This is a genomic window from Propionibacterium sp., from assembly GCF_047719395.1.
Lineage (GTDB): Bacteria > Actinomycetota > Actinomycetes > Propionibacteriales > Propionibacteriaceae > Propionibacterium.
In genome coordinates, this window is record NZ_JBDNTB010000041.1 from 1 (window position 1) to 25,989 (window position 25,989).

The window sequence follows — 25,989 nt, forward strand, 5'->3', positions numbered from 1 at the left end:
GCTCCAGGCAGGCATCGGCTGCCGCTGTGGCTTCGGCCACCGCCCGCCCGGCCGGCTGCCGGGCGAAGCGCAGCTGCTGCGAGCGTTTCTCGGCGGCGTGGAGTTCTTCGCTGCTGCGAGTGACCTCGGCCTGCAATTCGATGGTGCTGCGAGCCTGGCCGGACCCGCCCTCTGCGAACCAGCTGGAGACCAATTCCCCGCCGGAGGTCACGACCACCAGTTCCGGCTGGGTGTCCAGCAGAGCGGCCGCCATGGAAAGGTCTGGCACTGCCACAACTGTGCCCAGCAGGCCCTCCAGAGTTCCGGAGAGTTCGGGCCCGGCGGTCACCAGGTCGACCAGGCGGTGCGCACCATCGGGCAGACTCCCGAGCGTCGACGGCCGGCCTTGTCCACGGGCGATGATGATCCTCGCTCTGCCGAGCTCGGCATCACGAAGGCGATCCAGGCCCTCGCGAGCGGTCTGCGGATCGCGCGCCACCACGGCGTCGGCCGATCGGCCGAGGGCTGCGGCCAGGGCCGCCTCCCAGCCCGGCTGCACGCCGAGCTCCCCTGACAGCGCGGAGGTGATCCCTTCCACCTCGGTGTCGAGCAGCGCTGCGGCACCGTCGTCGCGTTGCAGACCCAGTCGCAGGGCTTCCAGCCGGGCGCGCAGCGAGGAGACCTCACGGTCGACCTCGACCTGCTGGGTGTCGAGCTCTTCCAACTGCTGTTCTGCCGAATGGACGGCAGAGCCGGCCTGCTCGTAGTCGGCGTCGAGCTGGGACTCCCCCTCGCCCAGACCGGTGATCGAGCTCTCCAGGCTCAGATATTCCCGGTCGGCCTCCTCGGCACGGTGCAGCGCCTCATCCCGGCGGTGCGCCAGGCGGGCATTCTCCTCCCGCCCGGCATCCAGACGCGATTGCAGGGAGGAGAGTTGCCCGTTGAGCCGGGCCAGGCCCTCGCGGTGGTCGGCCAGCGCACGCAGCTGCTGACCATATTCGGCTTCGGCAGCCACATGAGCGTGTTCGGCCTGTTGTCGCGCCTCCCCGGCCTGCGACAGTTCCGACTTGGCCTCGGCGAGTCCAGCTCGCAGTGCCGCCTCGTCCTCACGGGCGCGTGCCGCCTGTGCCTCCAACTCCTGGGGGTCCCTTCCCGGGGTGCGCGCCGGCTGCGCCCCGGAACGGCGCATCCGCTCTGCGCTCAGCGTGGTGGTGGTCTGATTGCGCTCGCCGAGGGTGGACGCGGACAGCAGGTGCTGCTGCGCCGCCGAGAGGGCCGGCGTCACTTCGGCGAGAGCCTGCTCGGCGCGCTGTTCCTCACGCTGGGCGGCCTCGAGGCGGGCCTGCGCCTGAGCGCGGATGCGCTCGGCCTGCTCAGCGGCCTGCCGATCGGATTCCAGTGCGAGGGTGGCCGTGGTGAGGTCGTCGGCAAGCAGCCTTGCCCTGGCATCGCGTAGTTCTGCCTGCACGATGCCGGCCTTGCGTGCCACCGCCGCCTGTCGTCCAAGCGGTTTGAGCTGGCGGCGGATCTCGGCGATGAGGTCGGTGAGGCGGTCCAGATTGGTACCGGTGGATTCCAGTTTCCGCACCGCCTTCTCGCGACGGCGACGGTGCTTGAGCACCCCGGCGGCCTCTTCGATGTAGCCGCGGCGCATTTCCGGGTTGGACGCCAGAATCTGCTCGAGCTGGCCCTGCCCGACGATGACATGCATCTCGCGGCCCATACCGGTGTCGCTGAGCAACTCCTGCACGTCGAGCAGACGGGCGGTCTGGCCGTTGATCGCATACTCGGAGCTGCCGGAGCGGAACAGCGTCCGGGTGAGAGTCACCTCGGTGTACTCGATCGGCAGCGCACCATCGGTGTTGTCGATGGTGAGGGTGACTTCTGCCCGGCCCAGCGGGGCCCGCCCTGCCGTGCCGGCGAAGATGACGTCTTCCATCTTGGCGCCGCGAAGGTGCTTTGCGCCCTGCTCGCCCATCACCCAGGCCAGCGCGTCAACGATGTTGGACTTGCCCGAACCGTTCGGGCCGACGATGGCGGTGATGCCCGGCTCGAAGTTGAGCGTGGTGGCAGAGGCGAAGGATTTGAACCCGCGCAGCGCCAGGCTCTTCAGATACATACGATTCTCTTCAGAGGATACGGAGGACTGCTCCCCATACTTCCCGGAATGGCAAGGCGTCCCGGCATGGTGACGCACGCATCGCCTTCAGGAGCGCACATCCTCGACGCGGCCTGCGGGCCAACGGCCATGGCCTTCACGGCGTGAGAACCGGCTCGCGTTCGGCCTCGGCGGCGCTCGGCTTGCGCGTGCGGAAGGTGATGAGCTTGTTGACGATGAAGTTGATCGGCATCGTGATGAGGATCGCCAGGGCCTGGGAGACGTACTCCGGCGAATGCACGGCGTCCTCCACCTGCTCCCGCAGGGTGCCACCGGGCCTGAACTGCCAGGCGTCGAACCAGGCGCCGTGCAGGGTGAGCAGCGAATCGGGGCTCATCATCATGGCCTTGAGGATCATGCCGATGAAAGCGGCGATCGCGCCGATCAGCATGAACTGCCCGAAGCCCACCCACCAGCTCCGGGTGGTGCCGCGGAAGGTCCACATCCGGTTGAGCTGGTAGTTGTAGGTGTTCGCCACCAGGAAGGTCACGATCCAGACCAGCGAGCTGAAACGGAAATTGAATGAGGTGCCTGGAACCGGGAAAAGGACCTCGACGGCATGGGCCGAGCCGCCATTGAGCTTGTTCATCACGACGGCGACCGCCATGTTGACCACGACACCGGAGCCACCGACGATGCCGAACCTGATGAACTGCCACAGCAACCGGCCCCAGCGGGCCGCTCCACCGGGCGCAAGCTCTGAACTCATGGTGAACCAATCTACAGTGCACCTCTTTGCGGCACCCTGTGTGGTGGTTCGCCAGCTGGACACCGACGGTTGCCTCACTGCAGACGGCATCCGCGTCTGCCGATGGGGGTGAGCAGAGTTACCGACGGGCTCGCCATCCGAACCACTCGGTGACTAGCGCGTCCGCGCGTTCACCTTCGGCTGGCAGCGTGGGCAGCGATAGCTCGAGCGGTTCATGAATGCTTCGCGGACGATCTTCGTGCCGCAGCGCGGGCACGGCTTTCCGGCCCTGCCGTAGACGTTGAGCTCGCGGGAGAAGTACCCGGACGCGCCATTCACGTGCACGTACAACGCATCGAAACTCGTGCCGCCCTGCGCCAGTGCCGCACGCATCACGCTTTGCGCCGCCCTCAGCACGGAACGCGCCCGGCGCGTCGACAGGACCTGGGTTGAATAGTCGTAATGGGTCCTGGCGAGCCACAATGCTTCGTCGGCGTAGATATTGCCGATTCCGGAGACGAGAGTCTGGTCAAGCAGGGAACGTTTGACGGTGCTCCGCCTGGTGCGCATCGTGGCCGCGACCGACGGTAGGTCGAAACCGGCGTCGAACGGATCGAGCCCGATATGGGCGATCTCACCGGGCAGCTCGGCGCCACCTGGCGAGATCGACAGTCCTCCGAACAGACGCTGGTCGATGAAGCGCAGCTGGAAACCGTCGTCGAGATCGAGCAGCACCCGGGCATGCACGTGCAGGGGGGCTTCTGGCGTGTCGAACCGGAACTGCCCGCTCATGCCGAGGTGCGCGAGGATCGCGTCGCCGGACTCAGTGGGGATCCACAGGTACTTTCCACGCCGTCTGGGGGCACGGAGTCGTTGGCCCACCAATCTGCTGGCAAAATCGGCGGGGCCAGCAGGATGACGGCGCACGGCGCGGGCATCGAGCACCTTCACCGCCAGCACACTCCGTCCTGTGACCAGTGTGTCCAGACCGGCGCGGATGGTTTCGACTTCGGGAAGTTCAGGCATCCGCCGAGAGGGTGCGAGCCTGCAACTCCTGGTTCAGGATGCGGAAGGCGTGGGCAGCGGCTCGCTGTTCGGCCTGCTTCTTGTTGTGTCCCTCGGCGGGCTCGAAGCGGCGGTCCGCCACGACCACCACGGCGACGAAGCGCTTGTTGTGGTCCGGGCCGGATTCGCTGATGTCGTACTCGGGCGATTCAGTGCCCAGGGCTGCGCAGACCTCCTGCAGGGATGTCTTCCAGTCCAGCGCCGCACCGCTCAGGTCGGCGCGGTCCACCAACGGATCGAAGAGGTGATGCACGAAGACGCGGGCGCTGGGGACATCGGTGAGGTATATCGCCCCGATGAGTGCCTCCGTGGTGTCCGCCAGGATGCTGGTCTTGTTGCGCCCACCGGTGGTCAGTTCGCCATGGCCCAGCTTCACCAGCTGGCCGATACCGAGTTTGCGGGCCACCCTGGCCAGGCTCACCGAACTCACCACGGAGGCGCGCATCTTCGCGAGCTTGCCCTCGGGATGGTCGGGAAAATGCTTGTACAGGTAGTCGGTGACGCAAATCCCGAGCACCGAGTCACCGAGGAACTCGAGGCGCTCATTGTTGGGGATGTTGCCGTTCTCGTAGGCGAACGACCGGTGCGTCAACGCAAGATCGAGGAGTTCCGCGTCCACCCGGACGCCGAGCTCCTCGATCAGTTGCAGAAATGAGGGCGAGCCGGGCTCACTCGAATTCACTGGTGTTCAAGCTCCCGGTGACTTCGCGGAAATCGCCACGGGGACCGTAACGGTGGCATTTGGGGCATGCGGTGTGCGGCAGGTGCAGGTTGCCGCAGAAGGAGCAGGCAACCAGCGTCACGGGCGCAGCCTTCCACTGCGAGCGGCGCGACCGCGTGTTGCTGCGGGACATCTTCCGCTTCGGGACAGCCACGTTATTCTCCTCGATCAAGTGTGGGACTGCGCGTCTGGTGGGACGCGTCGGGTCAGTGCGCATCCCTGGGCGCACCACATGGGCGTCGCACAAGCACACGCGACGAGCCATGCTACGCCCTCGGCCAGCCGGGCGCCAATCGACAGCCGCCGACGATCCGGGGACTACTCCTGTGGGCCGCTCCCGGCTTCGTCCGGATCCTCCGCAAGCACCTGGCTGAGGCCGCTCCACCGCGGATCGATCTGATCGTCGTGGGAGTGCTCGGGGTCCTTGTTGAGATCGGCGCCGCAGACCGGGCACAGACCCTCGCAGTCCGGCCGGCACAGCGGCGTGAAGGGCAGATCGAGCACGACAGCGTCCCTGATCGCCGGCTCGAGATCCAGCAGCTCGCCTGCCAGGAAGAGCTCATCCTCGCCGGCATCCCGGCCGGGATAGTTGTACAACTCCGTCATCCGGTAGTGGCCATCCTCGTGAATGGGCTCCAGGCAGCGCGCACATTCGCCTTCCAGCGGGGCATCGATGGTTCCCGTGACGAGGACGCCCTCGACAACAGCCTCAAGCATCAGGTCGAGCGACATCTCTGCCCCTTCGGGCACACCGATCAGCCGCACTCCCAGGTCGGCCGGCGCCGGGACCCGCTGGCGGTAGTACTTCACCGAGCCCGGAGTACGGGTGAGTTCATGGGTGTCGACGACCAGTGGAAGACGCTGGTCAAGTTGGCTGCTCACGGCAGCAAGCTTAGGTGGCAGGCCAAGGTCGGGCAGTACACGGCGCGGACCAAGACACCCGGGGGTGGGATCGACGACGGCCGCTCAGCCGATGCCCCTGGAACACCCGTCGGCATCCAGCGGGGCGCCCGGTTCAGTACCCGAGCTTGGCCCGCACCGCCGCGTTGGCCTCCGCGGTGACGAACGGCGAAATGTCACCATGGTTGGCAGCCACCTCGCGCAGCATCGAACTGGAGATCGTGCCGTACTCCCGGCCAGCCGGCAGCAGCACCGTCTCGATGCCTGACAGGAATCGGTTGAGCTGGCCCATCTGCAATTCGTAATCGAGATCCGTGCCGAAGCGCACACCCTTGACGATCACCGACGCCTGGTGCTCCTTGCAGAAATCTGACAGCAGCCCGTCGATGATTTCGACGGTGACGCCATCCAGGTGCCCCACGGCCCTGCGAACCAGGTCCAGACGCTCATCGATGTCGAAGAGGTAGTTCTTGGTGGTGTTGCGCCCCACCGCCACGACGACCTCGTGGAAGACGCTGTGCGCCCGCTCGATGATGTCGAGGTGACCTCGAGTGATGGGGTCGAAAGAGCCCGGGCAGACAGCTCTGACCGATTCAGGCATCGTGCTCGCTCTCGCTGGGTCGACAGAAGTAAAGGCAGGTTTCACCGTAGCGTCGCATTCTTTCCCGTCGCAGACCGGTCGGCCACGAGGGTTCTGGAGTCCGGCTGTCCCGCTCGACGACCACGAGCCCATCTGCCGCGATGACGCCATTGAGGTCCACTCGGTCCAGCAGCTCCACGAGTTCATCATTGGGCAGCGCATAGGGCGGATCGAGCAACAACAGGTCAAAAGCGGCGTGGGACTGCCGGTCCAGGAAAACTGAGACGCTCCCGGTCACCACCTCACCCGGAAGATGAGTCGCGGCGATGTTTCGGCGGATCACCCCTGCGGCGGCTCTGTCGCGTTCCACGAAGACCACCCGGAGGGCACCCCGGCTGGCGGCCTCCAGACCCAGCGCACCAGATCCTGCGAACAGATCGAGCACCGCCAGGCCGTCCAACTGCTCCTCGGCAGGCCCTCCTGCCCCACCGAACCAGGTGGCGAGAGCGGAGAACAGGGCCTCACGGACCCGGTCTGTCGTCGGACGGGTGTCACGTCCCGAAGGCATCACGAGACGCGCTCCGCCTGCTCGTCCAGCGATGATCCTGCCCACGAGAACCAGGCTATCGGGCCTCGCCCGAAGTCAATCCCCCATCTGTGCGCGGTCGGCCTGCCGCTGGGAGGCACACTGCGGTTAGATGTTGGGTATGGCTGACACAACAGGTCCTGTTTCCGACATCCCTGAAGACAGCGCGTGGGGCTATCTCGCCAGCGTCGAAGTCGGGCGCCTCGCCGTGTCCACGAAGGATCATCCCGAAATCTTCCCGGTCAACTTCTGCCTCGACGGTGAGAGCATCGTCTTCCGCAGCGCACCGGGCACCAAGCTGGACACCATGGCGGTCAACGGGAATGTTTCCTTCGAGGCGGACGGCTGGACCGAGGACGGCGGGTGGAGCGTCATCGTGAAGGGTGCGGGCACGCTGATCACCGAAGAGGACGAGCTGGCACGCATCAAGCGCGCGCCGCTGCTGCCGTGGGTGCCCACCGTGAAGAAGAACTGGGTGCGCATCACGCCCGAGTCCATCAGCGGACGCGCCTTCCTGTTCGGCGTCGAGCCGACTGAGGGCTGAGCGCCTACCCCAGGTTCACAAGGATTTTCACTGCCCTTGGGTTTTTCACTGTGCCTGCGCCACCCCGCGCAGGCACAGCGCGTCCCCCAGGACTGCCAGGTGGATGCCAGCCGGGCGGGTTCGCTCCAGCGTGCAATGAGCCGTTCAGCATCCCGTCGGATCGTACGATGCGGCACGCGCGCCTGTGCCAGCCGTCGCTCAATCACGATCCATCCAGTCCGTGGCGGAGCGCTCGTGCACCGCGGTGACCATGTCCTGCAGGCCCGGTTCTGAATCCAGCGACTCGGCCGCTGCGAGTTTCTCCGCGATTGCTTTGGCGCGGGCAATGAGGTCTGCGTCATCGAGGACTCGCAGCAACCTCAGGGTGGTGCGGCCACCGGACTGCTCGGCGCCGAGAACATCACCCTCGCGGCGTTGTGCGAGGTCCAGTTCGGCCAGCTCGAAGCCATCGCTGGTGGACGCCAGAGCCGCCAGTCGTTCGGCTGCGGCCGACCGCGGATCCACGCCGCTCACCAGCAGGCAGATACCTGGATTCCCGTCCCGCCCGATCCTGCCCCTCAGCTGATGGAGCTGGCTGATGCCGAATCGGTCGGCGTCCAGCACCACCATTGCCGAGGCCCCGGGTACGTCGACGCCCACCTCGACGACTGTCGTGGCCACCAGCACTTGCGGGGATCCCGCGGCGAATCCGGCCATCACCTCGCGCTTCCGTGCGGCTGGCATCCTTCCGTGCAAAAGCCCCACCTCGAGATCGGCGAGCTCATGGCTGCGCAGCCGTTCGTACATCTGCTCGGCATCGGCCGAGGACTTGTCCCCGTCACCGAGATCATCCTTCGGGCCGATCCGGGGACAGACCACGAAGCACTGGTGGCCGGCACGGACCTCCTCGACAACTCGCTGCCACACCCTCGGCAACCAATTCGGGTGCTCTGCGGTGAGGACTGCGGTGGTCTGGATCTGGCCCCGGCCGCGGGGAAGGTCCCGCAGGGTGGAGACCTCGAGGTCCCCGAAAACCGTCATCGCCACCGATCTGGGGATGGGCGTGGCGGTGAGCACCAGTTCGTGCGGGTGGGTGGCCTCGCGGTCGGCCAGCAGGGCACGCTGCTCGACACCGAAGCGGTGCTGTTCGTCGATGACGACCAGACCCAGCTCGGCGAAGTGCACATCGGCCCCGAACAGGGCGTGGGTGCCGACCACCAGGCCCGACCGACCGGACGCGATGTCGGCCAGTGCCTGGGCGCGCGCCTTGCCGGTGACAGATCCGGTGAGCAGAGTGAGCCCGGTCGAATGTTCCTCCGCGCCGAGCATTCCCCCTTCAGCCAGCGGCCCCATCAGCGCACGGATGGATGCCTCGTGCTGCTCGGCCAGCGTCTCGGTGGGGGCCACGAGGACCGCCTGGTGCCCGGCGTCGACGGCGGTGATCATGGCGCGCAGCGCCACCACCGTCTTGCCCGAACCCACTTCGCCCTGCAGGAGGCGCTGCATCGGCCTGGTGCGGGCCATGTCCGCGCTGATCTCGGCGGAAACCTCCTGCTGACCAGGGGTGAGAGCAAACGGCAGACCGGCGTCGAAGGCTTCCAGCAGACCTCCTGGCCGCGGCTCGATGGCCTCGGCGGCGTGCTGGCCGGCGTCGCGTCGGCGCAGTGCCATGGTGAGCTGCAGCGACAGTGCCTCGTCGAACTTGAGTCGGCGCATGCCGCGCTCGACATCTGCCATCTCGGTTGGGCGATGCACCAGGTCGAATGCCTCCCACAGGCCGGGCACGCCTTCGGCGTGACGCAGCTGTTCGGGCAGTGGGTCGTCGATGCCCTTGAGGAGGTCGAGCGCCATGCCGACGCACTCGGCGATCTGCCAGGTGGGCAGCCCAGCACGGGCCGGATAGATGCCGATCACCGGGGACTTGCGCACCACGCGCACCACCGGTTCCATCTGCTCGCGCTTCTTCTTCGAGGCGCCGACGATCTGCCCCTCGGCATCAAGCATCACGAAATCTGGGTGGGTCATCTGGAGTTGGCCGTTGAACTCGCTGATCCGGCCGACGAAAATCCCGCGCTCCCCCGTGTTGAGCTGTCTCTGCCAGTTCTCCACGAATGTGGCCCTGCCGAAGAAGGTGAGCCGCAGGGTGCCCGTGCCGTCGGTGAGGACGGCATCCAGCCGCTGCTTGCGCGGGGCATTGCGCAATGGGGCAGTGCCGGTTTTCTGCACGTGGGCGACGAGGGCGACCCTCTCGCCGGGAACCAGACGGGAGAGATCGCTGCTCTGGGTGCCCAGCAGGTAATCCCTGGGGGTATGGTGCAACAGGTCGTCCACGCTGCGCAGGCCGACCATGGCGAGCGCCTTCGCTGTCTTCGCACCGAAGATTTCAGGCAGGCCGGCACTGAGCCGGCGATAGGTGTCGGTGCGATATGGGCTGACGCGTTGGCTGGTGGACAGCTGACGAGTGACTGGAGGGCGTGACCCACTCCTGGACGTACTCGCAGACGATCTGCCCGCACCTCGTGACTCGCCCGCACCCCTCGATGCTGGCCGCGGCGCCTTGGCGCCCGAACGGGCTCTGCTGTCCGTGGCGTGCCTGCTGCCGGTGGCCGAGTTGCCTGTGGCTGGGATCACGACTCGAGCCTAGCCAGCAGCTGGGACACTTCTGGCGACCAGATGCGGCGGCACCCGGAGCATCGGGAACTGCGTCAGAGCACGGCAAAAAGCCCGGCCGGCGCAAAGCGCCGACCCGGGCTTGCCGGAAGAAAATCTGCTCAGCCGAAAAGCTGATTCAGCGAGAGACCTTGCCGGCCTTGAGGCAGGACACGCACACGTTGACGCGCTTGGGGGTGCCATTGACAACGGCGCGAACATGCTGAATGTTCGGATTCCAGCGGCGGTTGGTCTTCTTCTTCGACCACGGCACGTTGTGGCCGAAACCGGGTCCCTTACCGCAGACCTCGCACACGGCTGCCATGTCGACTCCTTGACTCTTCGTGAACCAGATGCTGCCGTCACACCGTTCCGGACGACAGTGGCGTCCTGAAGACGCAACCGGGGAAGCCTATCGTGCGGGCTCGGGCAAGACAAATCACGACCGTGATCCCTGTCAGGGGCTGGATAGAATCGCTGCATGCCCGATGACCAGGACAACGTGTGGCTCGACGCCGAACAGCAACGCATCTGGCGCACCTATCTGTCTGGGGTCGCGCGCATCAATGAGCATCTCAACAGCGCTCTGCGTAGTTTTCACCTCGATCTCAACGAATACGAGATCCTGGTGACGCTGTCCGAGTCGCCGGCTCACGAGATGCGGATGTCTGAGCTCGCTGCCGGTGTTCACCAGTCCCGTTCACGGCTCACCCACACAGTCACACGCATGGAACAGCAGGGGCTGATCATCCGATGCCGCACCGACGAGGACGGTCGTGGGGTGCTGGCCAGGCTCACCGATGAGGGAATGGATCTGCTGGTCGAGGCTGCGCCCACCCATGTGCAGTCAGTGCGCGACATCCTCGTGGACGTCATGAGCCCAGACGACTTCCGCGCCCTCGGCCGGGGAATGACTGCGGTGATGGCGGTGGCAGACTGAGCAGGTGAGCACCATTGCCCCAGCCAGTTCCACGACAACGGCCGACAAGCTGCGCGACCTGCGCGCCGAACTCGGTGTCGACAACTGCCTCGATGACTCGACGCTGACCCGGGCGCTGTACTCAACCGACGCCTCGGTGTACCGGGTCGTGCCCCAGGCGGTGGCCATGCCGCACGATCGCGACGAGCTGATTGCGGTGATCCGGGCGGCCCTGAAGGTGGGCCTGCCCGTCACCGGTCGCGGCGCAGGCACGAGTTGCGCGGGCAATGCCGTCGGCGCCGGTCTGGTCGTCGACATGCGACGGCATTTCCACGACATCATCTCGGTCGATCCCGAATCTGCCACCGCAGTGGTCCAGCCGGGTGTCGTGCAGTCGTGGCTGCAGAGGGCGGCGGCCCCGTACGGGCTGCGCTTCGGGCCGGACCCCTCCACATCCAACCGCTGCACCATCGGCGGAATGGTCGCCAACAACGCCTGCGGGCCCCGTGCGCTGGGCTACGGACGCTCCGCCGACAACACCGTCTCGCTGGAGGTCGTCACCGGCACCGGCGAGCTGTTGAGGCTCGGGGGCGCAGCGGAGGGCGAGCGCCCGGAGGTGCTGAACAGCCTCGATCAGCTGGTGGACGCCAATCTGGCCGCCATCCGTACCGAATGCGGCCGCTTCACCCGTCAGGTCTCCGGCTATTCGCTGGAGCACATGCTGCCCGAAAACGGGCGAAATGCCGCGAAGTTCTTCGGTGGCTCCGAGGGCACCTTGGGGATCATCACCGAGGCCACCGTGAAGCTGGTGGCAGACGCCCCCTGCAAGACGACGGTGGCGCTGGGCTATCCCACGATGCCCGACGCCGGCGCCGCCACGATGTCCATCCTGGAATTCCACCCGACCGCCATCGAAGGCATGGATCGCAGGCTGGCCGACATCGTCGCCGACAGACTGGGCAAGCACGCCGTCCCGCCGCTGCCCCGTGGTGACGGCTGGGCCTTCGTCGAGCTCGTTGGCAGCGACACAGCCGAGATCGCCGCGCGGGCGCACGCGCTGGTGGAGGCCAGTGGCGCGCTGGAGGGCTGGGTCGTTGACGACCCGGCGCAGGCCCAGCGGCTGTGGGGCATCCGCTCCGACGCCGCCGGCCTGGCGGGTGTTGCCCTGGACAACCCGGCCTATGCCGGGTGGGAGGACTCGGCGGTGCCGCCGGAGAATCTCGGGCAGTATCTGCGCGATCTCGACGGGCTGTTGGCCGAGCACGGTCTGCACGGCCTGCCCTACGGCCACTTCGGTGACGGCTGCGTGCACTGCCGCATCGACTTCCCCTTCGACCAGCCCGGCGGTGTGCAGCGCTACCACGACTTCATGCTGGCGGCCGGGCGGCTCGTGGCCAGCCACGGCGGCTCGATGTCCGGCGAGCACGGCGACGGCCGCGCCCGCGGTGAGCTGCTGCCCCTGATGTACTCCCCCGGCGTCATCGACCTGTTCGGCGCCGTCAAGCGGCTTTTCGACCCGGAGAATCTGCTGAACCCGGGCGTCATCGTCGACCCTGCCCCGACCGCCGACGACATCCGGGTGGCCGCCACCCTCGATTCGCCGCTGCGCGCCTCTGATCCCCAGTTCACCCGCGATGTGCACCAGTGCTCCGGCGTGGGCAAGTGCCTGGCCGACACCACCGAAGCCGGTGGGGTGATGTGCCCCAGCTATCAGGCCACCGGTGACGAGAAGGATTCCACCCGCGGCCGCTCGCGTGCGCTGCAGGAAATGATCAATGGCGAGCTGGTGAAGGGCTGGCGCTCACCCGAGCTCGCCGAGGCCCTGGAGTTCTGCCTGGCCTGCAAGGGCTGCCGGCGTGACTGCCCCACCGGCATTGACATGGCCGCCTACAAGTCCCGCGTTCTGTACCACCGCTTCCGCCACCGGTTGCGCCCGATGTCGCACTATGCGATGGGCAAGCTGCCCACCTGGGGCCGTCTGGTCACCACTCTTCGGGTGGGCCGGCTCGGGAATCTCTTCACCCAGACCCCCGGGCTGAAGAACATCGTCAAGGGCATGGCCGGCGTGGACCAGCGCCGCCCGATGCCGCGCTTCCGGCCAGGAGTCTCGGCGCGCCAGGAGGCTGCCCGGACGCTGGAGAAGGGCCCTGCGAAGGGACGTCCGGTGGCAGTGTGGGTGGACTCCTTCAGTGATGCCTTCGAGGGCGGTCAGATCCTCGGGCTGGTCGCCACCCTCGTCTCGGCCGGTTTCTCGCCGCAGGTCATCGAACAGGACGCCTGCTGCGGGCTCACCTGGATCACCACGGGCCAGCTGGACGGCGCCCGGGCGCATCTGCGTCATGCGGTGGAGATCATGGCACCGATCGCCGAAGCCGGGACACCCATCGTGGGCATGGAACCCAGCTGCATGGCGGTCTGGCGCTCCGACGCCGCCGAGTTGCTGCCCGACGAACCCCGGGTTCCGGTGATTGCCGAATCGATCCACACGCTGGCCGAGCTGCTGGAGGAGCTGCCGGACTGGACTCCGCCGGATCTGTCCGGGAAGACCATCGTCGCGCAGCCGCACTGCCATCACGCCTCGGTGCTGGGCTGGGCCGCGGACCAGAAGCTTCTGGAGCGCACCGGTGCGAAGGTGATCACGCTGGGTGGTTGCTGCGGGCTGGCCGGCAACTTCGGTGTGGAGCGCGGCCACTACGAGGTGAGCGTGAAGGTGGCCGAGCACGATCTGCTTCCGGCGATCGACGCCGCCGGGCCGGACGCGATTCTGCTGGCAGACGGTTTCAGCTGCCGCAAGCAGATCGCTGACCTGCGCAGACGCAAGGCCATGTCGCTCGGGGAACTGCTCGCCTCCCACCTGTGAAACCGGCGTTCCCGGACCAGTGGTCCGGGGGCCCCGCCCACCCGGCGAGACCACCCCCAACAGAGGGGCCACCGCACGCCCCCCCACCGGGGGGGCGCCCCCGCCCCCCCCCCCCCCGGCGGCGCGGGCCGCCCCCCCGCCGCCCCCCCCCCCCCCCGCGGGGGGGGCGGCGGCCCCCCCCCCGCGGCCCCCCCCCCCCCCCCCCCCCCCCCCCCCACATGATGGGTTGTGCTGAGTGGATGACCCAGCTGCGTCAGTGCTGCTTCATGCCCACACCGCTGAACAACGAGGCGATGAGGTCCCGGTTCAGCTGGGTGATGGAGTCCAGCGAGATGCCCTTGGGGCAGACCGCCGCGCACTCACCGATGTTGGTGCAGTGACCGAGAAGCTCGGCATCGTGCTGACCGATCATGTTCTTCACACGGAGCTTGCGCTCGGGCTGACCCTGCGGCAGGTTCGCCAGGTGCGAGATCTTCGCCGAGGTGAACAGCATGGCCGACCCATTCGGGCAGGCCGCGACGCAGGCACCGCAGCCGATGCAGGTGGCCGCGTCGAAGGCACGGTCAGCCTTGAACTTCGAGATCGGAGCCGCGTGGGCGTCGGGGGCCGCACCGGTGTTGACGGAGATGAAGCCGCCGGCCTGCATGATCCGGTCCAGCGCGCCACGATCCACGATGAGGTCCTTGATGACCGGGAATGCACCGGCCTTCCAGGGCTCGATGGTGATGGTGTCACCGTCGTGGAACCAGCGCATGTGCAGCTGGCAGGTGGTGGTGCGCACCGGCGACATGCCACGACCGTGCGCGGTGCCGTTGATGACCAGGCCACACATGCCGCAGATGCCCTCGCGACAGTCGGAATCGAAAGCGACCGGCTCCTCGCCCTTCGCGGTGAGATCCTCGTTCAACTGATCGAGCATCTCGAGGAAGGACATTTCCGGGCTGACGTTGTCGATCTGGTATGTCTTGATGGCGCCTGTCGACTCGCTCTCCGCCTGGCGCCAGATGTTCAGTGTCAGCTTCACTTGTAACTCCGTTGCTTGAGTTCGATTGCCTTGTAGACCAAGGGCTCCTTGTGAAGCACCGGCTTGACACCGTCGCCCTTGAACTCCCAGGCCGCCACGTAGAGGTACTCGTCGTCGCGGCGAAGCGCTTCACCTTCGGGGGTCTGGTACTCGACGCGGAAGTGACCGCCGCAGCTTTCACGACGATGCAGCGCGTCGATGCACATGAGCTCGCCGAGCTCGAAGAAGTCGGCGACCCGACCGGCACGCTCGAGGGTCTGGTTGAGATCCTCGTTGATTCCGGTGACCTTGACGTCCCGCCAGAACTCCTCGCGCAGGGCGCGGATCTTGCCGACCGCGAGCTTGAGGCCTTCCTCGGTGCGAGCCATGCCGCAGTACTCCCACATGATGTGGCCGAGTTCCTTGTGGAAGGAGTCAACGGTGCGGGTGCCGTGCACATCGATCAGTGTGGCGATGCGCTTCTTGACCGCAGTGACTGCCTCGGTGACAGCCGGATCATCGTCGGGAAGCTTCCCGTTGTGATTGCCTGCCAGGTAGTCGTTGACGGTGTTCGGCAGCACGAAGTAACCATCGGCAAGGCCCTGCATGAGCGCCGAAGCACCCAGCCGGTTTGCGCCGTGGTCGGAGAAGTTCGCCTCGCCAGCCACGAACAGGCCGGGGATGGAGCTCTGCAGATCGTAGTCGACCCACAGGCCGCCCATGGTGTAGTGCACTGCCGGGTAGATGCGCATCGGAACCTCGTAGGGATCGTCAGCGGTGATCTGCTTGTACATGTCGAACAAGTTGCCGTACTTGGCGGAGACGCCGGCCTTGCCGAGCCGGGAAATGGCCTCGGAGAAGTCCAGGTAGACACCGCGGCGCACCAGGTGCTCCTTGCCGTCAGCCCCGATCTCCTTGACCTCCGGGCCGACGCCGCGACCCTCGTCGCACATGTTCTTCGCCTGGCGGGAGGCGATGTCGCGTGGCACCAGATTGCCGAACGAGGGGTAGATCCGCTCCAGGTAGTAGTCGCGGTCCTCCTCGGGGATCTGACGGGGATCCTTGGCGCAGTCCTCGGCCTTCTTCGGCACCCAGATGCGGCCGTCGTTCCGCAGCGACTCGCTCATCAGGGTGAGCTTGGACTGGTTGTCGCCGTGCACGGGGATACAGGTGGGGTGGATCTGCGTGTAGCAGGGATTGGCGAAGTAGGCGCCCTTGCGGAAGGCACGCCAGTCGGCCGTGGCATTGCAGCCCATGGCATTGGTGGACAGGAAGAAGACGTTGCCGTAGCCACCGGTGGCCAGGATGACCGCGTCGGCTGTCCAGCTCTCGATCTTGCCGGTGACCATGTCACGGGTGACGATGCCACGTGCGTGACCGTCCTTGACGATGATCTCCATCATCTCGTGACGGGTGTGCATCTTGACGGTGCCGGCCGCGACCTGACGCGACAGCGCCTGGTAGGCGCCGATGAGCAACTGCTGACCGGTCTGGCCCCTGGCGTAGAAGGTGCGCTCCACCTGGACGCCGCCGAACGAACGGTTGTCGAGCAGGCCGCCGTATTCACGGGCGAAGGGGACGCCCTGGGCCACGCACTGGTCGATGATCTTGGCGCTGACCTCGGCGAGGCGGTAGACGTTGGTCTCACGGGCGCGGTAGTCGCCGCCCTTCACGGTGTCGTAGAACAACCGGTAGACCGAGTCGTTGTCGTTCTTGTAGTCCTTGGCCGCGTTGATACCACCCTGAGCGGCGATCGAGTGGGCACGGCGGGCGCTGTCCTGGTAGCAGAAGTTCTCGACGTTGTAACCGGCCTCACCCAGCGATGCGGCTGCTGCGCCGCCTGCCAGGCCGGTACCGACGATGATGACCGTCATCTTGCGACGATTGGCCGGGTTCACGAGCTTGGCGGTGAACTGGCGATTGGGCCAGACCTTGTCGATCGGCAGGTCGGTATTGGCCTTGGTGTCGTGAATCTCAGCACCGAGTTCGTAGTACTGCGCGTCGTCGGACGGCATGGTGGCCGGGGCGACGGGAGAAATGTTCTCGGTCACGAGTTGATCACTCCAATTGCGATGAGGGTCGGAACCAGCATGAATCCGAAGAAGACGAGGAAGGAGACAATCCACGCGCAGGCCTTGATGACCACGGTCGAGGAGTAGCCCACCCGCCATCCGAGGGTGCAGAAGGCCGAGTAGAAGCCGTGCCACACGTGCAACGCGATGCACAGCATCGCGATGAAGTAGATGGCGTAGATGCCCCAGTTCTGGAAGGCCAGCACAACCCTCATGTGTGAAGGCGTCGCCGGATCCGAGTAACCGATCTTGATGATCTGGTCGGTAAACATGAGCAGGTGGAAGGGGATGAAGAGCAGGATGATGATTCCGCTCCAGATCATCGTGCGCGCCACGAAGCTGCCCTCGAGGTAGCGGCGCTTGGTGTAGCGACGCACCGTCAAGCCAGCGGAATGCGCGTGCCTGACCGAATCACGGATCGACAGGTGCAGCGCCATCACGAAGTGCACGATGACGCAGGCCGCGATGACCAGCCGGAAACAGGTCAGGAAGAAGTAGGGAGGAAGGACCGGTTCGAGCAGATGCCGCAGTGCATGGGCGTAGGCGTCGAAGTCCTCGCCGCTGATGAGCAGCTTCAGGTTGCCGAACATATGCATCAGCAGGAATGCCACGAGCACCAGACCGGTGACCGACATTGCGAACTTCTTGGTCACTGAGGAACGCACGGCCCTGTTCTGCGGAGTCGTGTCCGCCGAGAGAGTAGTTAGAGTTGCCACGGCAAATACCCTAGAACACCGCTTCTGCGGCCCAGACACCGCCCGGGCAACTTCGCGACGCCCTGTTGCGCTTCTCATCTGGGGCGGCGAGGAGGAGAACTCCATGACCCTTCAGAACCACTTCCCGATGCCGGAGTCCACCGAGTTCACGAAGTGCGATTCAGTCCGGTGTGTATGCCACGGGAGGCGTGGGAGGGCGACCGGCCGGCTGGGCCTGCGCAGCAGCTCAGCCGGTGGGGATCTGGCTGCCCAGCAGATCCGGGCGACGCGCACGCGTGGTGGCCAGCGACCGCTCGGCGCGCCATCGATCGACCGCCCCATGGTCGCCGGAGAGCAGCACCCGGGGAACGTCGAGCCCGCGCCAGCTGGCCGGCTTGGTGTACACGGGATACTCCAGCATTCCCTCGGTGGCCGGCGAGTAGGACTCCTCGACCAGCGATTCCGGGTTGCCGATGACTCCCGGCACCAGCCGGACGATCGCCTCGATCATGGCGAGCGCCGCCACTTCCCCACCGTTGAGCACGTAGTCGCCGAGGCTGAGTTCGCGTACCTCGAAGTGCTGGTGGGCCCAGTCGATGACTCGCCGGTCGATTCCTTCGTAGCGCCCGCAGGCGAAGGCGATGGCGGGACGGGTGGCCAGTTCGCTGGCAACCTGCTGGCTGAAGGGCAGACCGGAAGGGGTCGTGAAGATGAGCACCGGAACCTGCTCCGGTGTGGCCCGGCCGGCCCGGGAACCGATCCCATGCACCGTCGCGGTCTCCAGACTGTCTGCGTTGCCGGGGGCCGGTTCTGGAGGCAGGCCGTTCGGGCCCTGGCCTGACCCTGGGCAACTCGACGCCTGCGTCGACTCTGAATAGCTCGCGAGCAGCACATCCAGTGCCTCGCCCCAGGGCTCAGGCTTCATGACCATGCCCGCTCCCCCGCCGTAGGGGGTGTCATCGACGGTGCGGTGCCGGTCGTGGGTGAAGGCGCGGAGGTCGCGCGAGTGGAATTCGATCAGGCCGCTGGCCAGGGCCTTGCCGATGAGGCTGAGCCCCAGCACGTCGAAGTACTGCGGAAAGATACTGATGGTGTCGATGCGCATCGTGGGCGCGGCGGCTGCCATCTCAGGCCCCGCCACCAGTGCCGTCGTCCAGGGCACGATCGTCGACCAGCCCCGGCACATCGGCGAGTTTGAGGACTCCTGCTTCCAGGTCGATCTCCGGCACGAGCGCTCGGACGAGGGGAACCAACCGTTCGCCATCCTCGGTGGTGATGCTCAACAGATCTTGCGCAGGAAGATGCAGGACATCAGCGACTGTGCCCACCGCTTTCCCGGCGGCGTCATGGACACCGAGCCCGACCAGCTGACGGTCGTAGTACTCGTCGTCATCCTCGGGGCGCTCGGTTTCGTCCACATGGGCCATCAGCACAGCACCGCGCAGCGCCTCGACCTGTGTGCGATCCGCAGCCTCGGCGAAGCGCACCTGCAAGTGTCCGGATGACCAGTGCGCGGAACTGACGGTGAGCGTGCGTCCCGTGCCCTCGACCATGAGGACCTTTCCGGGCGCCACCCGCCGATCCGGCTCATCGGTGCGCACGGTGAGATTCACCTCACCGCGCACACCGTGGGCCCTGCCCACGACGGCGACGACGACATCTATCGTGCCGGCCATCCCTGACTCAGCGACGGTATGGACGACGCTCGACATCGATGAAGTCGATCCGCAATTGCTCGTGTCCGGCCAGTGCCGACATCACGGTGCGAAGCGCAGTCGCAGTACGTCCCTGGCGGCCGATGACCTTGCCGATGTCGTCGGGGTGCACCCGCACCTCGAGCATCCGGCCGCGACGAAGATCCTTGTCGCGGATTCGGACGTCGTCGGGATGCGAGACGATCCCCTGCACGAGGTGTTCCAGTGCGTCGGACAGCACGCTCAGGCCTCGGCTCCGGCGGAGTCGGCCTCGGTGGTCCCAGGCGCGGCAGCCGGAGTGTCCTCGGTCTGGTCCTTGGACTTCTTGGTGCTGATGGCGGAAGCGGTGGGTTCACCGTCGGCCTCGGCGAGGGCGGCGTTGAAGGCTGCCAGCTTGTCGGCCTTGGCGGGCTGCTCGGTGACACCGGAGGGGATCGAGTCGTCGCCGGTGAAGGTCTGCCAATCGCCGGTGCGCTTGAGAATTGCGACAATCGCCTCGGTGGGCTGGGCGCCCACGCCGAGCCAGTACTGCACGCGCTCGGAATCGATCTTGATGACCGAGGGATCGCTCTTGGGGTGGTACTGGCCGATGACCTCGATGGCCCGGCCGTCGCGCTTCTTGCGCGAGTCCATGACGACGACGCGGTAGTGCGGCTCGCGGATCTTGCCGAACTTCTTCAGACGAATCTTGGTGGCCACGGTTTGTGGTGTCTCCTGTGAGGAATGCCCGGGAACTGCCCCGGGACGGGTTGGGTGGCCGCACATCCGGCGCGTGGGGACACGCTGGTGCCGTCCGATGGTGTCCGTGCGCGGCGTGAGAGGGCACCACAGCACAGATGCAGCGTCCATTGTGCCAGATCAGCGCGCCGGGGGGTTAACCGACGGTTCAGCCGATGATCGGATTGCCTCGCAGCACCACCAGATCGGGGTGGGTGCACACCGACAGGTCCAGACGCGGATCGGAGTCGAAGACGACCAGGTCGGCGCTTGCGCCGACTTCCACACCAGACCCTTTCGCGGGTGCGCCGTCCTCCGGCCCGGGCGCACCCAGCCAGCGCCGAGCTCGCCACGATGCCGCGCCCAGCGCGAATTCGGCGTCCCCCAGTTGACCGAGAGCCACGATCTCGTCGCCGATCCGGCCGTGATGGATGGTGCCGCCGGCATCGGTGCCGGCGTAGATGGGCACGCCGGCATCGCGTGCTGCGCGCAGCCTGGGCAGGTGACCGGCGAACAGCGCGCGCATATGGGCCGCATATGTCGGGAAACGCTGCGCGGAGTCGGCGATGGCGGGAAAGGTCTGGATATTGATGAGGGTCGGCACCAGCGCAACCTGACGACGCGCCATCTCATCGACTGTCTGCGGGCTGATGCCGGTGCCGTGCTCGATGCAGTCGATTCCGGCGCCGACCAGCTCGGTGGCGGAATCCTCCCCGAAGCAGTGCGCGGTGACCCTCGCGCCCAGGCTGTGCGCCCGCTCGATGGCCTGCTCGGCGATGGCCGGTTCCCACAGCGGCGCGAGATCGCCCTTGTCACGGTCGATCCAGTCCCCCACGAGTTTGACCCAGCCGTCGCCGCGTCGGGCCTGGCGGTCCACCTCGTCGACCAATTGCTCGGGCTCGATCTCCACCCCGTAGCCGCGCAGATAACGCCGTGGCCGGGCGATGTGGCGCCCGGCTCGGATGATCCTGGGCATGTCCGGCTCGTCGTCCATCGCGTGAGTGTCGATCGGGACGCCGGCATCACGCACGAGGAGCGTTCCGGCATCGCGGTCGGTGCGGGCCTGTTCACGGGCGGTGTCCATGGGCACGGCGCCCTTCGCCCCCAGGCCGATGTGGCAGTGCGCGTCCACGAAGCCGGGCATGATCCAGCAGCCATGGCGCAGGGTCGTGGCAGTGGGCAGCGGGCCGTCGACGAGCACGCCGTGCTCGATCCACAACTCGGTGTCCTCGCCCGAGGGCAGCAGCACGCCCTGCAGACGCCAGGGGCCGCCAGCCGTGGTCATTCGTCACCGCTCACTTGTCGAACATCTTCCGCAGCTCGGGCGGAAGCTCGAAGTCCTGCCCGGCACCTGGATTCGTCGTCGGAGGCTGGCTGAAAGGATTCGCCGGCAGCTGGCCGCTGTTCTTGGAACCGCCACTGTGCTGGGAACGCTGCGCGGTACGGCGCACCGGCGCCCCGTTCTTGCCCCTCTTCTTGCTGCCCTTCTTCTTGTTGCGCGCCGGATGACCGGTGCCCACCGCGCCGGGCATGCCGCCCATCGGTGGCATTCCGGGCATTCCGCCACGACCACCGCCCATCATGCCGCCCATCGACTGCATCATCTTCCGGGCCTCGAGGAAGCGGTTGACGAGCTGGTTCACGTCGTGCACCTCGACGCCAGCGCCCTGGGCGATCCTGGCGCGCCGCGAGCCGTTGAGAATCGACACATTGGCGCGTTCGGCCGGTGTCATGGACAAGATGATGGCTTCCAGATGGTCGACTTCGCGCTCGTCGACGGAGTTGACCGCCTCCTTCATCTGGGCGCCCATGCCCGGCAGCATGCCGAAGATCTTGGAAAGCGGTCCCATCTTGCGTATCTGCTTGAGCTGGTTGAGGAAGTCCTGGAGGCCGAATTCGCCCTTGCCCCGCATGAGCTTCTCGGCGCTGGCCCGCGACTGCTCGGCGTCGAAGGTCTTCTCGGCCTGCTCGATCAAGGTGAGCACATCGCCCATACCGAGAATGCGGGAGGCCATCCGGTCGGGGTGGAAGAGGTCGAAGTCGCCGAGCTGCTCGCCATTGGAAGCGAACATGATGGGCTTGTTGATGACCCTGGCGATGGACAGTGCCGCGCCACCACGCGCATCGCCGTCCAACTTGGAGAGTACGACGGCGTCGATTCCGACGCCCTCCTCGAAGAACTTGGCGGTGTTCACCGCGTCCTGGCCGATCATCGCGTCGACCACGAACAGCGTCTCGTTCGGGTCCACGGCCTGCTTGATGTCACGGGCCTGGGCCATCATCTCTTCGTCGACACCGAGCCGCCCGGCGGTGTCGACGACGATGACGTCATAGAGCTTGTGCCGAGCCTCGTCCAAGGAGTCCCTGGCCACCTGGACCGGGTCACCGATACCGTTTCCGGGCTGGGGCGCGTAGACGGGAACACCCGCGCGCTGGCCGACCACCTGCAACTGCTGCACGGCATTGGGCCTCTGGAGATCGGCTGCCACCAGGACTGGGCTGTGGCCCTGTTCCTTGAGCCAGTGGCCGAGCTTGCCGGCCAGTGTCGTCTTGCCGGCGCCCTGCAGGCCTGCGAGCAGGATCACCGTGACATCGGTGCCCTTCGCGAAGCGGATCTGACGGGTGGCGCCACCGAGGATGGTGATGAGTTCGTCATTGACGATCTTGATGATCTGCTGGCTGGGATTCAGCGCCTTCGACAGCTGCGCGCCGTGCGCGCGCTCCTTCACCCGGGCGACGAACTCCTTGACCACCGGCAGCGCAACATCGGCCTCCAGCAGCGCGATGCGGATCTCGCGTGCGGTGGAATCGATGTCGGCGTCGGTGAGGCGCCCCTTGCCGCGCAACGACTTGAAGGTGTCCGCGAGGCGGTCCTGAAGTGTGTCGAACACAGGCTCATCCTTGGTCGGAAATGTGGGGACAACAATACGTGCGCACCCCTGAGGTGGCGTGCTCCGGGAAAATCGGCCGTCGGCAGGCGACCCCGGTCACTCGCCGAGCAGGCCGTCCACAAACTGCTCGGCATCGAAGGGCGCCAGATCGTCGGGGCCCTCGCCCAGGCCGATGAACTTGACCGGCACGCCCAGTTCACGCTGCACCTGCACGACGATGCCGCCCTTGGCAGAACCGTCGAGCTTGGTGAGGACGATACCGGTGATGTCGACCACCTCGGCGAAGATTCGCGCCTGAATCAGGCCATTCTGGCCGGTGGTGGCATCGATGACGAGCAGCACCTCACCCACCGGCGCCTTCTTCTCGATGACGCGCTTGACCTTGCCGAGTTCGTCCATCAACCCGACCTTGGTGTGCAGCCGGCCGGCGGTGTCGACGAGTACGACGTCGACCTCGCCCTTGACGCCCTCGTCCACGGCGTTGAAGGCCACCGAGGCGGGGTCGGCACCCTCCTCGCCGCGCACCGTCTTCACACCGACGCGCTCGCCCCAGGTGCCGAGCTGCTCCGCGGCAGCGGCACGGAAGGTGTCGGCGGCACCGAACAGCACCGACTTGTCCTGGGAGACGAGCATCCTGCCGAGTTTGCCGACGGTGGTGGTCTTCCCGGTTCCGTTGACGCCCACCAGCATGATGATCGCCGGAGCGCCGGCCCGGTGGGTCAGATTCAGCTCCCGGTCCATGCCGGGGTCGACGAGTTCGATGAGCTCACTGCGCAGCACCTCACGCGCCGCTGCAGGATCGGAGATACCTTCGACGGCGAGCTTGGAGCGCAGCTTCTCGACCAGCTCGGTGCTCGGGCCGACCCCGAGGTCGGAGGTGATGAGGGTGGACTCGAAGTCGTCCCAGGTGTCGTCGTCGATCTTGTCCGCGCTGAGAAGCTCGGAGAGTGCCCTTGCCAGCGCATTGTTCGAGGAGGCGAGCTTGCGCCGCAGACGCACCATGCGGGAGGCCGGCGGCTCGGGAACCTCCAGCTCCGGGGCTGGAGGCTCGAGGGGTATCACCTCGCCGGGAGAGGGTTCCACTTCGGCAGGCTGCTCTGCCGGCGGAGTGAGAACCGCGGTGTCGCCCGGGCCGGAATCGGGCTGCCCGGAGGTGCCCTGTTCCACCTCGGCGGACTTGCGCCGCTCGACGGCTGCCCTGTCACGCCCGAAATAGATGGACGCGAAAGCGACGATGATCGCCAGCGCGATCCCGGCAACGATGACCCAGAAGACCCAATCCACGACGGCAGTCTACTGACCGGGGCCGGTCCGCCTGCGTCGGCGGTGGACGGCTGTTCAGTCGCGGGAGACGATGTCCTCCAGCTTGGAGTTGGCGGGCGGTTCCCCGTTGAGACGTCGGCCGACCCGGTTGAGCCGGTTCGCAAGCTTCGGGTTGCGGCCGCGGTAGTAACCCGCCATCCCGATCCCCACGACAGCGCCGACTCCCACCGCCAACACGAGGCAGACGATGAGGACAACGATGAAAACTGTCATGACGGCTCCAGGAACAACACAGGCGAACGAATGGAATCAGCCCACGACACGAAGGGACATGGCCGGACGGGCAAGCTGAACCACCACCAAGTATGGCGCCTCACCGCACACCGGCCTGTACTCGCCACGCTCGTCTCATCCCCCTCTCAGCTGATGCATATCCGCACCGGCGCCTCCGGACAGCGGGGCAGCATGTCAGTCGGCGAGCCGCTGGGAGATCACCGTCGTCACGCCGTCGCCGCGCATGGTGACGCCGTACAGTGCGTCCGCCTTCTCCATGGTGCGCTTCTGGTGGGTGATGACCAGCAGCTGGGAGTCCTTGCGGAGTTCCTCGTAGATGCCGAGCAGCCGGGAGAGGTTCATGTCGTCGAGTGCGGCCTCAACCTCGTCGAGGATGTAGAAGGGGCTCGGCCTGGCGATGAACAGGCTGAACAGGAAGGCCACCGAGACCAGCGAGCGCTCACCTCCGGACAGCAGCGACATCCGCTTCACCTTCTTGCCTGCCGGGCGCGCCTCGATGTCGACGCCGGTGGCGAGCAGGTCCTCCGGATCGGTGAGCACCAGTCGGCCGTCCCCGCCGGGGAAGAGCCGGGGAAAGATCTCGGCGAAGGTGCGTTCCACATCGGCATACGCCTGGGTGAAGACCTGCTGCACACGGGCGTCCACCTCGTCGATGATCGACTGGAGGTCCTTGCGGGTGTGCTGGAGGTCGGCGAGCTGCTCGGCGAGGAACTGGTGGCGCTGGTTGAGCGCGTCGAATTCCTCCAGGGCGAGCGGGTTGATCCGGCCGAGTTGGGTGAGGGTGCGCTGGGCTGATTTCAGCCTCTTGGTCTGCTGGGCTCGGTCGAAGGCGATGGGCCCGGGACGCTCTTCGTCGTCGTCGAAGGCGGTGCCATCTGGGTGACTGAGCACCGGCACCAGCTTGTCAGGCCCGTACTCGTCCATCAGGGGCTGGGCTTCCAGGCCGAGTTCGTTCATGGCCTTCTCGGCGAGGGCTTCGATTCGCACCTGCTGCTCGATGTGCACCATGTCGTCCTGATGGGCGCTGCGGACCAGCTCCTCGACGCGGGCCGCGGCCTCACGGGATTCCCGGCGCACGGTCGCCACCGCAGTATCGGCCTCGATGCGCGCCTGCTCGGCCTGCTGCTTCTCGGCATCGGCGTCGCGGCGGGCAATGGCTATCTGGTCGCCGAGCCACTGCGCAGCGGCGTACACGCAGCGCGCGATGGCCTGCTCCCGTCGTAACCGCTCGGTGCGTGCGGCCGCCTGCGCCCTGGCAGCCCGCTCCCGGGCCGCGGCACGAAGCAGGGAATCGGCGCGTCCGTCGAGCGGCTTGAGCCTTTCCTCTGCGGTACGCACGGCCAGCTGCGCATCTGTCTCGGCCTGGCGGCAACGTCCGGCCGAGACGGCGGTCCCGTCCCGCAGCGTTGGATCCGGTTCGATGAGTTCGTCCTTGTCACCGGCATTTTCCAAGCGGGCCCGCACGACTTCCTGCTGCTGCTCGTCATGGCATCGGCGCTCGGCTGCCTTCGCCATGGCCTCATCGAGCCGGGTGGCCTCTGCGCGGGCCGCGCGTGCCACCTGACCGAGGTGGGAAATCTGTTCGGCAAGCGCCGACATGGAGGCGTCGGACTCGTTGAGCCGCTCCAGGCAGGCATCGGCTGCCGCTGTGGCTTCGGCCACCGCCCGCCCGGCCGTCTGCCGGGCGAAGCGCAGCTGCTGCGAGCGTTTCTCGGCGGCGTGGAGTTCTTCG

24 protein-coding genes and 1 pseudogene are annotated in these 25,989 nt (G+C 66.7%); 3 read left to right on the plus strand and 22 right to left on the minus strand.

Features of this window, described 5'->3' with window-relative positions:
* The 8 genes from ABF648_RS08245 to rsmD form a co-directional block, all read right to left on the minus strand.
* Positions 1-2,098: chromosome segregation SMC family protein (locus ABF648_RS08245; RefSeq protein ID WP_415631815.1), on the minus strand; the 2,098-nt coding region annotated here is incomplete at its 3' end.
* 136 nt (positions 2,099-2,234) lie between these two features.
* Entirely contained in the window at positions 2,235-2,846 is a 612-nt protein-coding gene (locus ABF648_RS08250) for a GtrA family protein (RefSeq protein WP_415631816.1), read from the minus strand.
* Between the two features lie 153 nt (positions 2,847-2,999).
* Entirely contained in the window at positions 3,000-3,851 is an 852-nt protein-coding gene (gene mutM, locus ABF648_RS08255) for a bifunctional DNA-formamidopyrimidine glycosylase/DNA-(apurinic or apyrimidinic site) lyase (protein ID WP_415631817.1), read from the minus strand.
* Positions 3,844-4,572, minus strand: a complete 729-nt coding sequence (gene rnc / locus ABF648_RS08260; protein WP_415631818.1) for a ribonuclease III — start codon at positions 4,570-4,572, stop codon at positions 3,844-3,846. Before rnc ends, mutM begins: the two co-directional genes overlap by 8 nt.
* The gene (gene rpmF / locus ABF648_RS08265; RefSeq protein ID WP_415631819.1) at positions 4,559-4,765 is read right to left on the minus strand and encodes a 50S ribosomal protein L32; all 207 of its coding nucleotides are present in this window, start codon (positions 4,763-4,765) and stop codon (positions 4,559-4,561) included. Before rpmF ends, rnc begins: the two co-directional genes overlap by 14 nt.
* A 164-nt stretch (positions 4,766-4,929) precedes the next feature.
* Positions 4,930-5,493 carry a YceD family protein gene (locus tag ABF648_RS08270; RefSeq protein WP_415631820.1) on the minus strand — a complete coding sequence of 188 codons (564 nt, stop codon included), beginning with the start codon at positions 5,491-5,493 and terminating at the stop codon, positions 4,930-4,932.
* Between the two features lie 133 nt (positions 5,494-5,626).
* Positions 5,627-6,112, minus strand: a complete 486-nt coding sequence (gene coaD / locus ABF648_RS08275) for a pantetheine-phosphate adenylyltransferase (protein ID WP_415631821.1) — start codon at positions 6,110-6,112, stop codon at positions 5,627-5,629.
* On the minus strand, positions 6,105-6,704 hold the full coding sequence (gene rsmD / locus ABF648_RS08280) for a 16S rRNA (guanine(966)-N(2))-methyltransferase RsmD (protein ID WP_415631822.1): 600 nt from the start codon (positions 6,702-6,704) through the stop codon (positions 6,105-6,107). The genes coaD and rsmD overlap by 8 nt, the downstream gene beginning before the upstream one ends.
* A gap of 94 nt (positions 6,705-6,798) precedes the next feature.
* On the opposite strand from rsmD, the gene ABF648_RS08285 reads away from it, so the two are divergent.
* A complete protein-coding gene (locus ABF648_RS08285; protein WP_415631823.1) occupies positions 6,799-7,221 on the plus strand; it encodes a pyridoxamine 5'-phosphate oxidase family protein in 423 nt (140 codons plus the stop codon).
* A 198-nt stretch (positions 7,222-7,419) separates the two neighbouring features.
* On the opposite strand, the gene ABF648_RS08290 is transcribed toward ABF648_RS08285, so the two are convergent.
* On the minus strand, positions 7,420-9,654 hold the full coding sequence (locus tag ABF648_RS08290) for an ATP-dependent DNA helicase RecG (protein WP_415631836.1): 2,235 nt from the start codon (positions 9,652-9,654) through the stop codon (positions 7,420-7,422).
* Between the two features lie 334 nt (positions 9,655-9,988).
* Positions 9,989-10,174, minus strand: a complete 186-nt coding sequence (gene rpmB, locus ABF648_RS08295) for a 50S ribosomal protein L28 (protein ID WP_415631824.1) — start codon at positions 10,172-10,174, stop codon at positions 9,989-9,991.
* A gap of 156 nt (positions 10,175-10,330) precedes the next feature.
* Between rpmB and ABF648_RS08300 the strand changes: the two genes are divergently transcribed.
* Both ABF648_RS08300 and ABF648_RS08305 read left to right on the plus strand, forming a co-directional pair.
* Positions 10,331-10,789, plus strand: a complete 459-nt coding sequence (locus ABF648_RS08300) for a MarR family winged helix-turn-helix transcriptional regulator (protein ID WP_415631825.1) — start codon at positions 10,331-10,333, stop codon at positions 10,787-10,789.
* A gap of 4 nt (positions 10,790-10,793) precedes the next feature.
* Positions 10,794-13,628, plus strand: coding sequence for an FAD-binding and (Fe-S)-binding domain-containing protein (locus ABF648_RS08305; RefSeq protein WP_415631826.1), 2,835 nt, complete (start codon positions 10,794-10,796; stop codon positions 13,626-13,628).
* A gap of 253 nt (positions 13,629-13,881) precedes the next feature.
* Here ABF648_RS08305 and ABF648_RS08310 read toward each other — a convergent pair whose 3' ends face one another.
* From ABF648_RS08310 to ABF648_RS08365, 12 genes and pseudogenes are all read right to left on the minus strand, one after another.
* A complete protein-coding gene (locus ABF648_RS08310) occupies positions 13,882-14,652 on the minus strand; it encodes a succinate dehydrogenase/fumarate reductase iron-sulfur subunit (RefSeq protein ID WP_415631827.1) in 771 nt (256 codons plus the stop codon).
* Positions 14,649-16,646, minus strand: coding sequence for a fumarate reductase/succinate dehydrogenase flavoprotein subunit (locus ABF648_RS08315; protein ID WP_415631837.1), 1,998 nt, complete (start codon positions 16,644-16,646; stop codon positions 14,649-14,651). Before ABF648_RS08315 ends, ABF648_RS08310 begins: the two co-directional genes overlap by 4 nt.
* A gap of 32 nt (positions 16,647-16,678) precedes the next feature.
* Positions 16,679-17,419, minus strand: coding sequence for a succinate dehydrogenase cytochrome b subunit (locus tag ABF648_RS08320; protein ID WP_415631828.1), 741 nt, complete (start codon positions 17,417-17,419; stop codon positions 16,679-16,681).
* Between the two features lie 226 nt (positions 17,420-17,645).
* Entirely contained in the window at positions 17,646-18,503 is an 858-nt protein-coding gene (gene trmD, locus ABF648_RS08325; RefSeq protein WP_415631838.1) for a tRNA (guanosine(37)-N1)-methyltransferase TrmD, read from the minus strand.
* Between the two features lie 22 nt (positions 18,504-18,525).
* Positions 18,526-19,074, minus strand: coding sequence for a ribosome maturation factor RimM (gene rimM, locus ABF648_RS08330; protein ID WP_415631829.1), 549 nt, complete (start codon positions 19,072-19,074; stop codon positions 18,526-18,528).
* 7 nt (positions 19,075-19,081) lie between these two features.
* Positions 19,082-19,333, minus strand: coding sequence for an RNA-binding protein (locus ABF648_RS08335; RefSeq protein ID WP_415631830.1), 252 nt, complete (start codon positions 19,331-19,333; stop codon positions 19,082-19,084).
* A 2-nt stretch (positions 19,334-19,335) separates the two neighbouring features.
* Complete coding sequence (gene rpsP / locus ABF648_RS08340; RefSeq protein WP_415631831.1) at positions 19,336-19,791, minus strand: 30S ribosomal protein S16; 456 nt, start codon at positions 19,789-19,791, stop codon at positions 19,336-19,338.
* A gap of 187 nt (positions 19,792-19,978) precedes the next feature.
* A complete protein-coding gene (locus ABF648_RS08345; protein WP_415631832.1) occupies positions 19,979-21,094 on the minus strand; it encodes an amidohydrolase family protein in 1,116 nt (371 codons plus the stop codon).
* A gap of 10 nt (positions 21,095-21,104) precedes the next feature.
* Positions 21,105-22,700, minus strand: a complete 1,596-nt coding sequence (gene ffh / locus ABF648_RS08350) for a signal recognition particle protein (RefSeq protein ID WP_415631833.1) — start codon at positions 22,698-22,700, stop codon at positions 21,105-21,107.
* Positions 22,701-22,796: 96 nt separating this feature from the next.
* Positions 22,797-23,984, minus strand: a complete 1,188-nt coding sequence (gene ftsY, locus ABF648_RS08355; RefSeq protein ID WP_415631834.1) for a signal recognition particle-docking protein FtsY — start codon at positions 23,982-23,984, stop codon at positions 22,797-22,799.
* Positions 23,985-24,038: 54 nt separating this feature from the next.
* Complete coding sequence (locus tag ABF648_RS08360; protein ID WP_415631835.1) at positions 24,039-24,236, minus strand: hypothetical protein; 198 nt, start codon at positions 24,234-24,236, stop codon at positions 24,039-24,041.
* A gap of 195 nt (positions 24,237-24,431) precedes the next feature.
* A pseudogene (locus tag ABF648_RS08365) lies at positions 24,432-25,989 on the minus strand (chromosome segregation protein SMC); the annotation flags it as partial.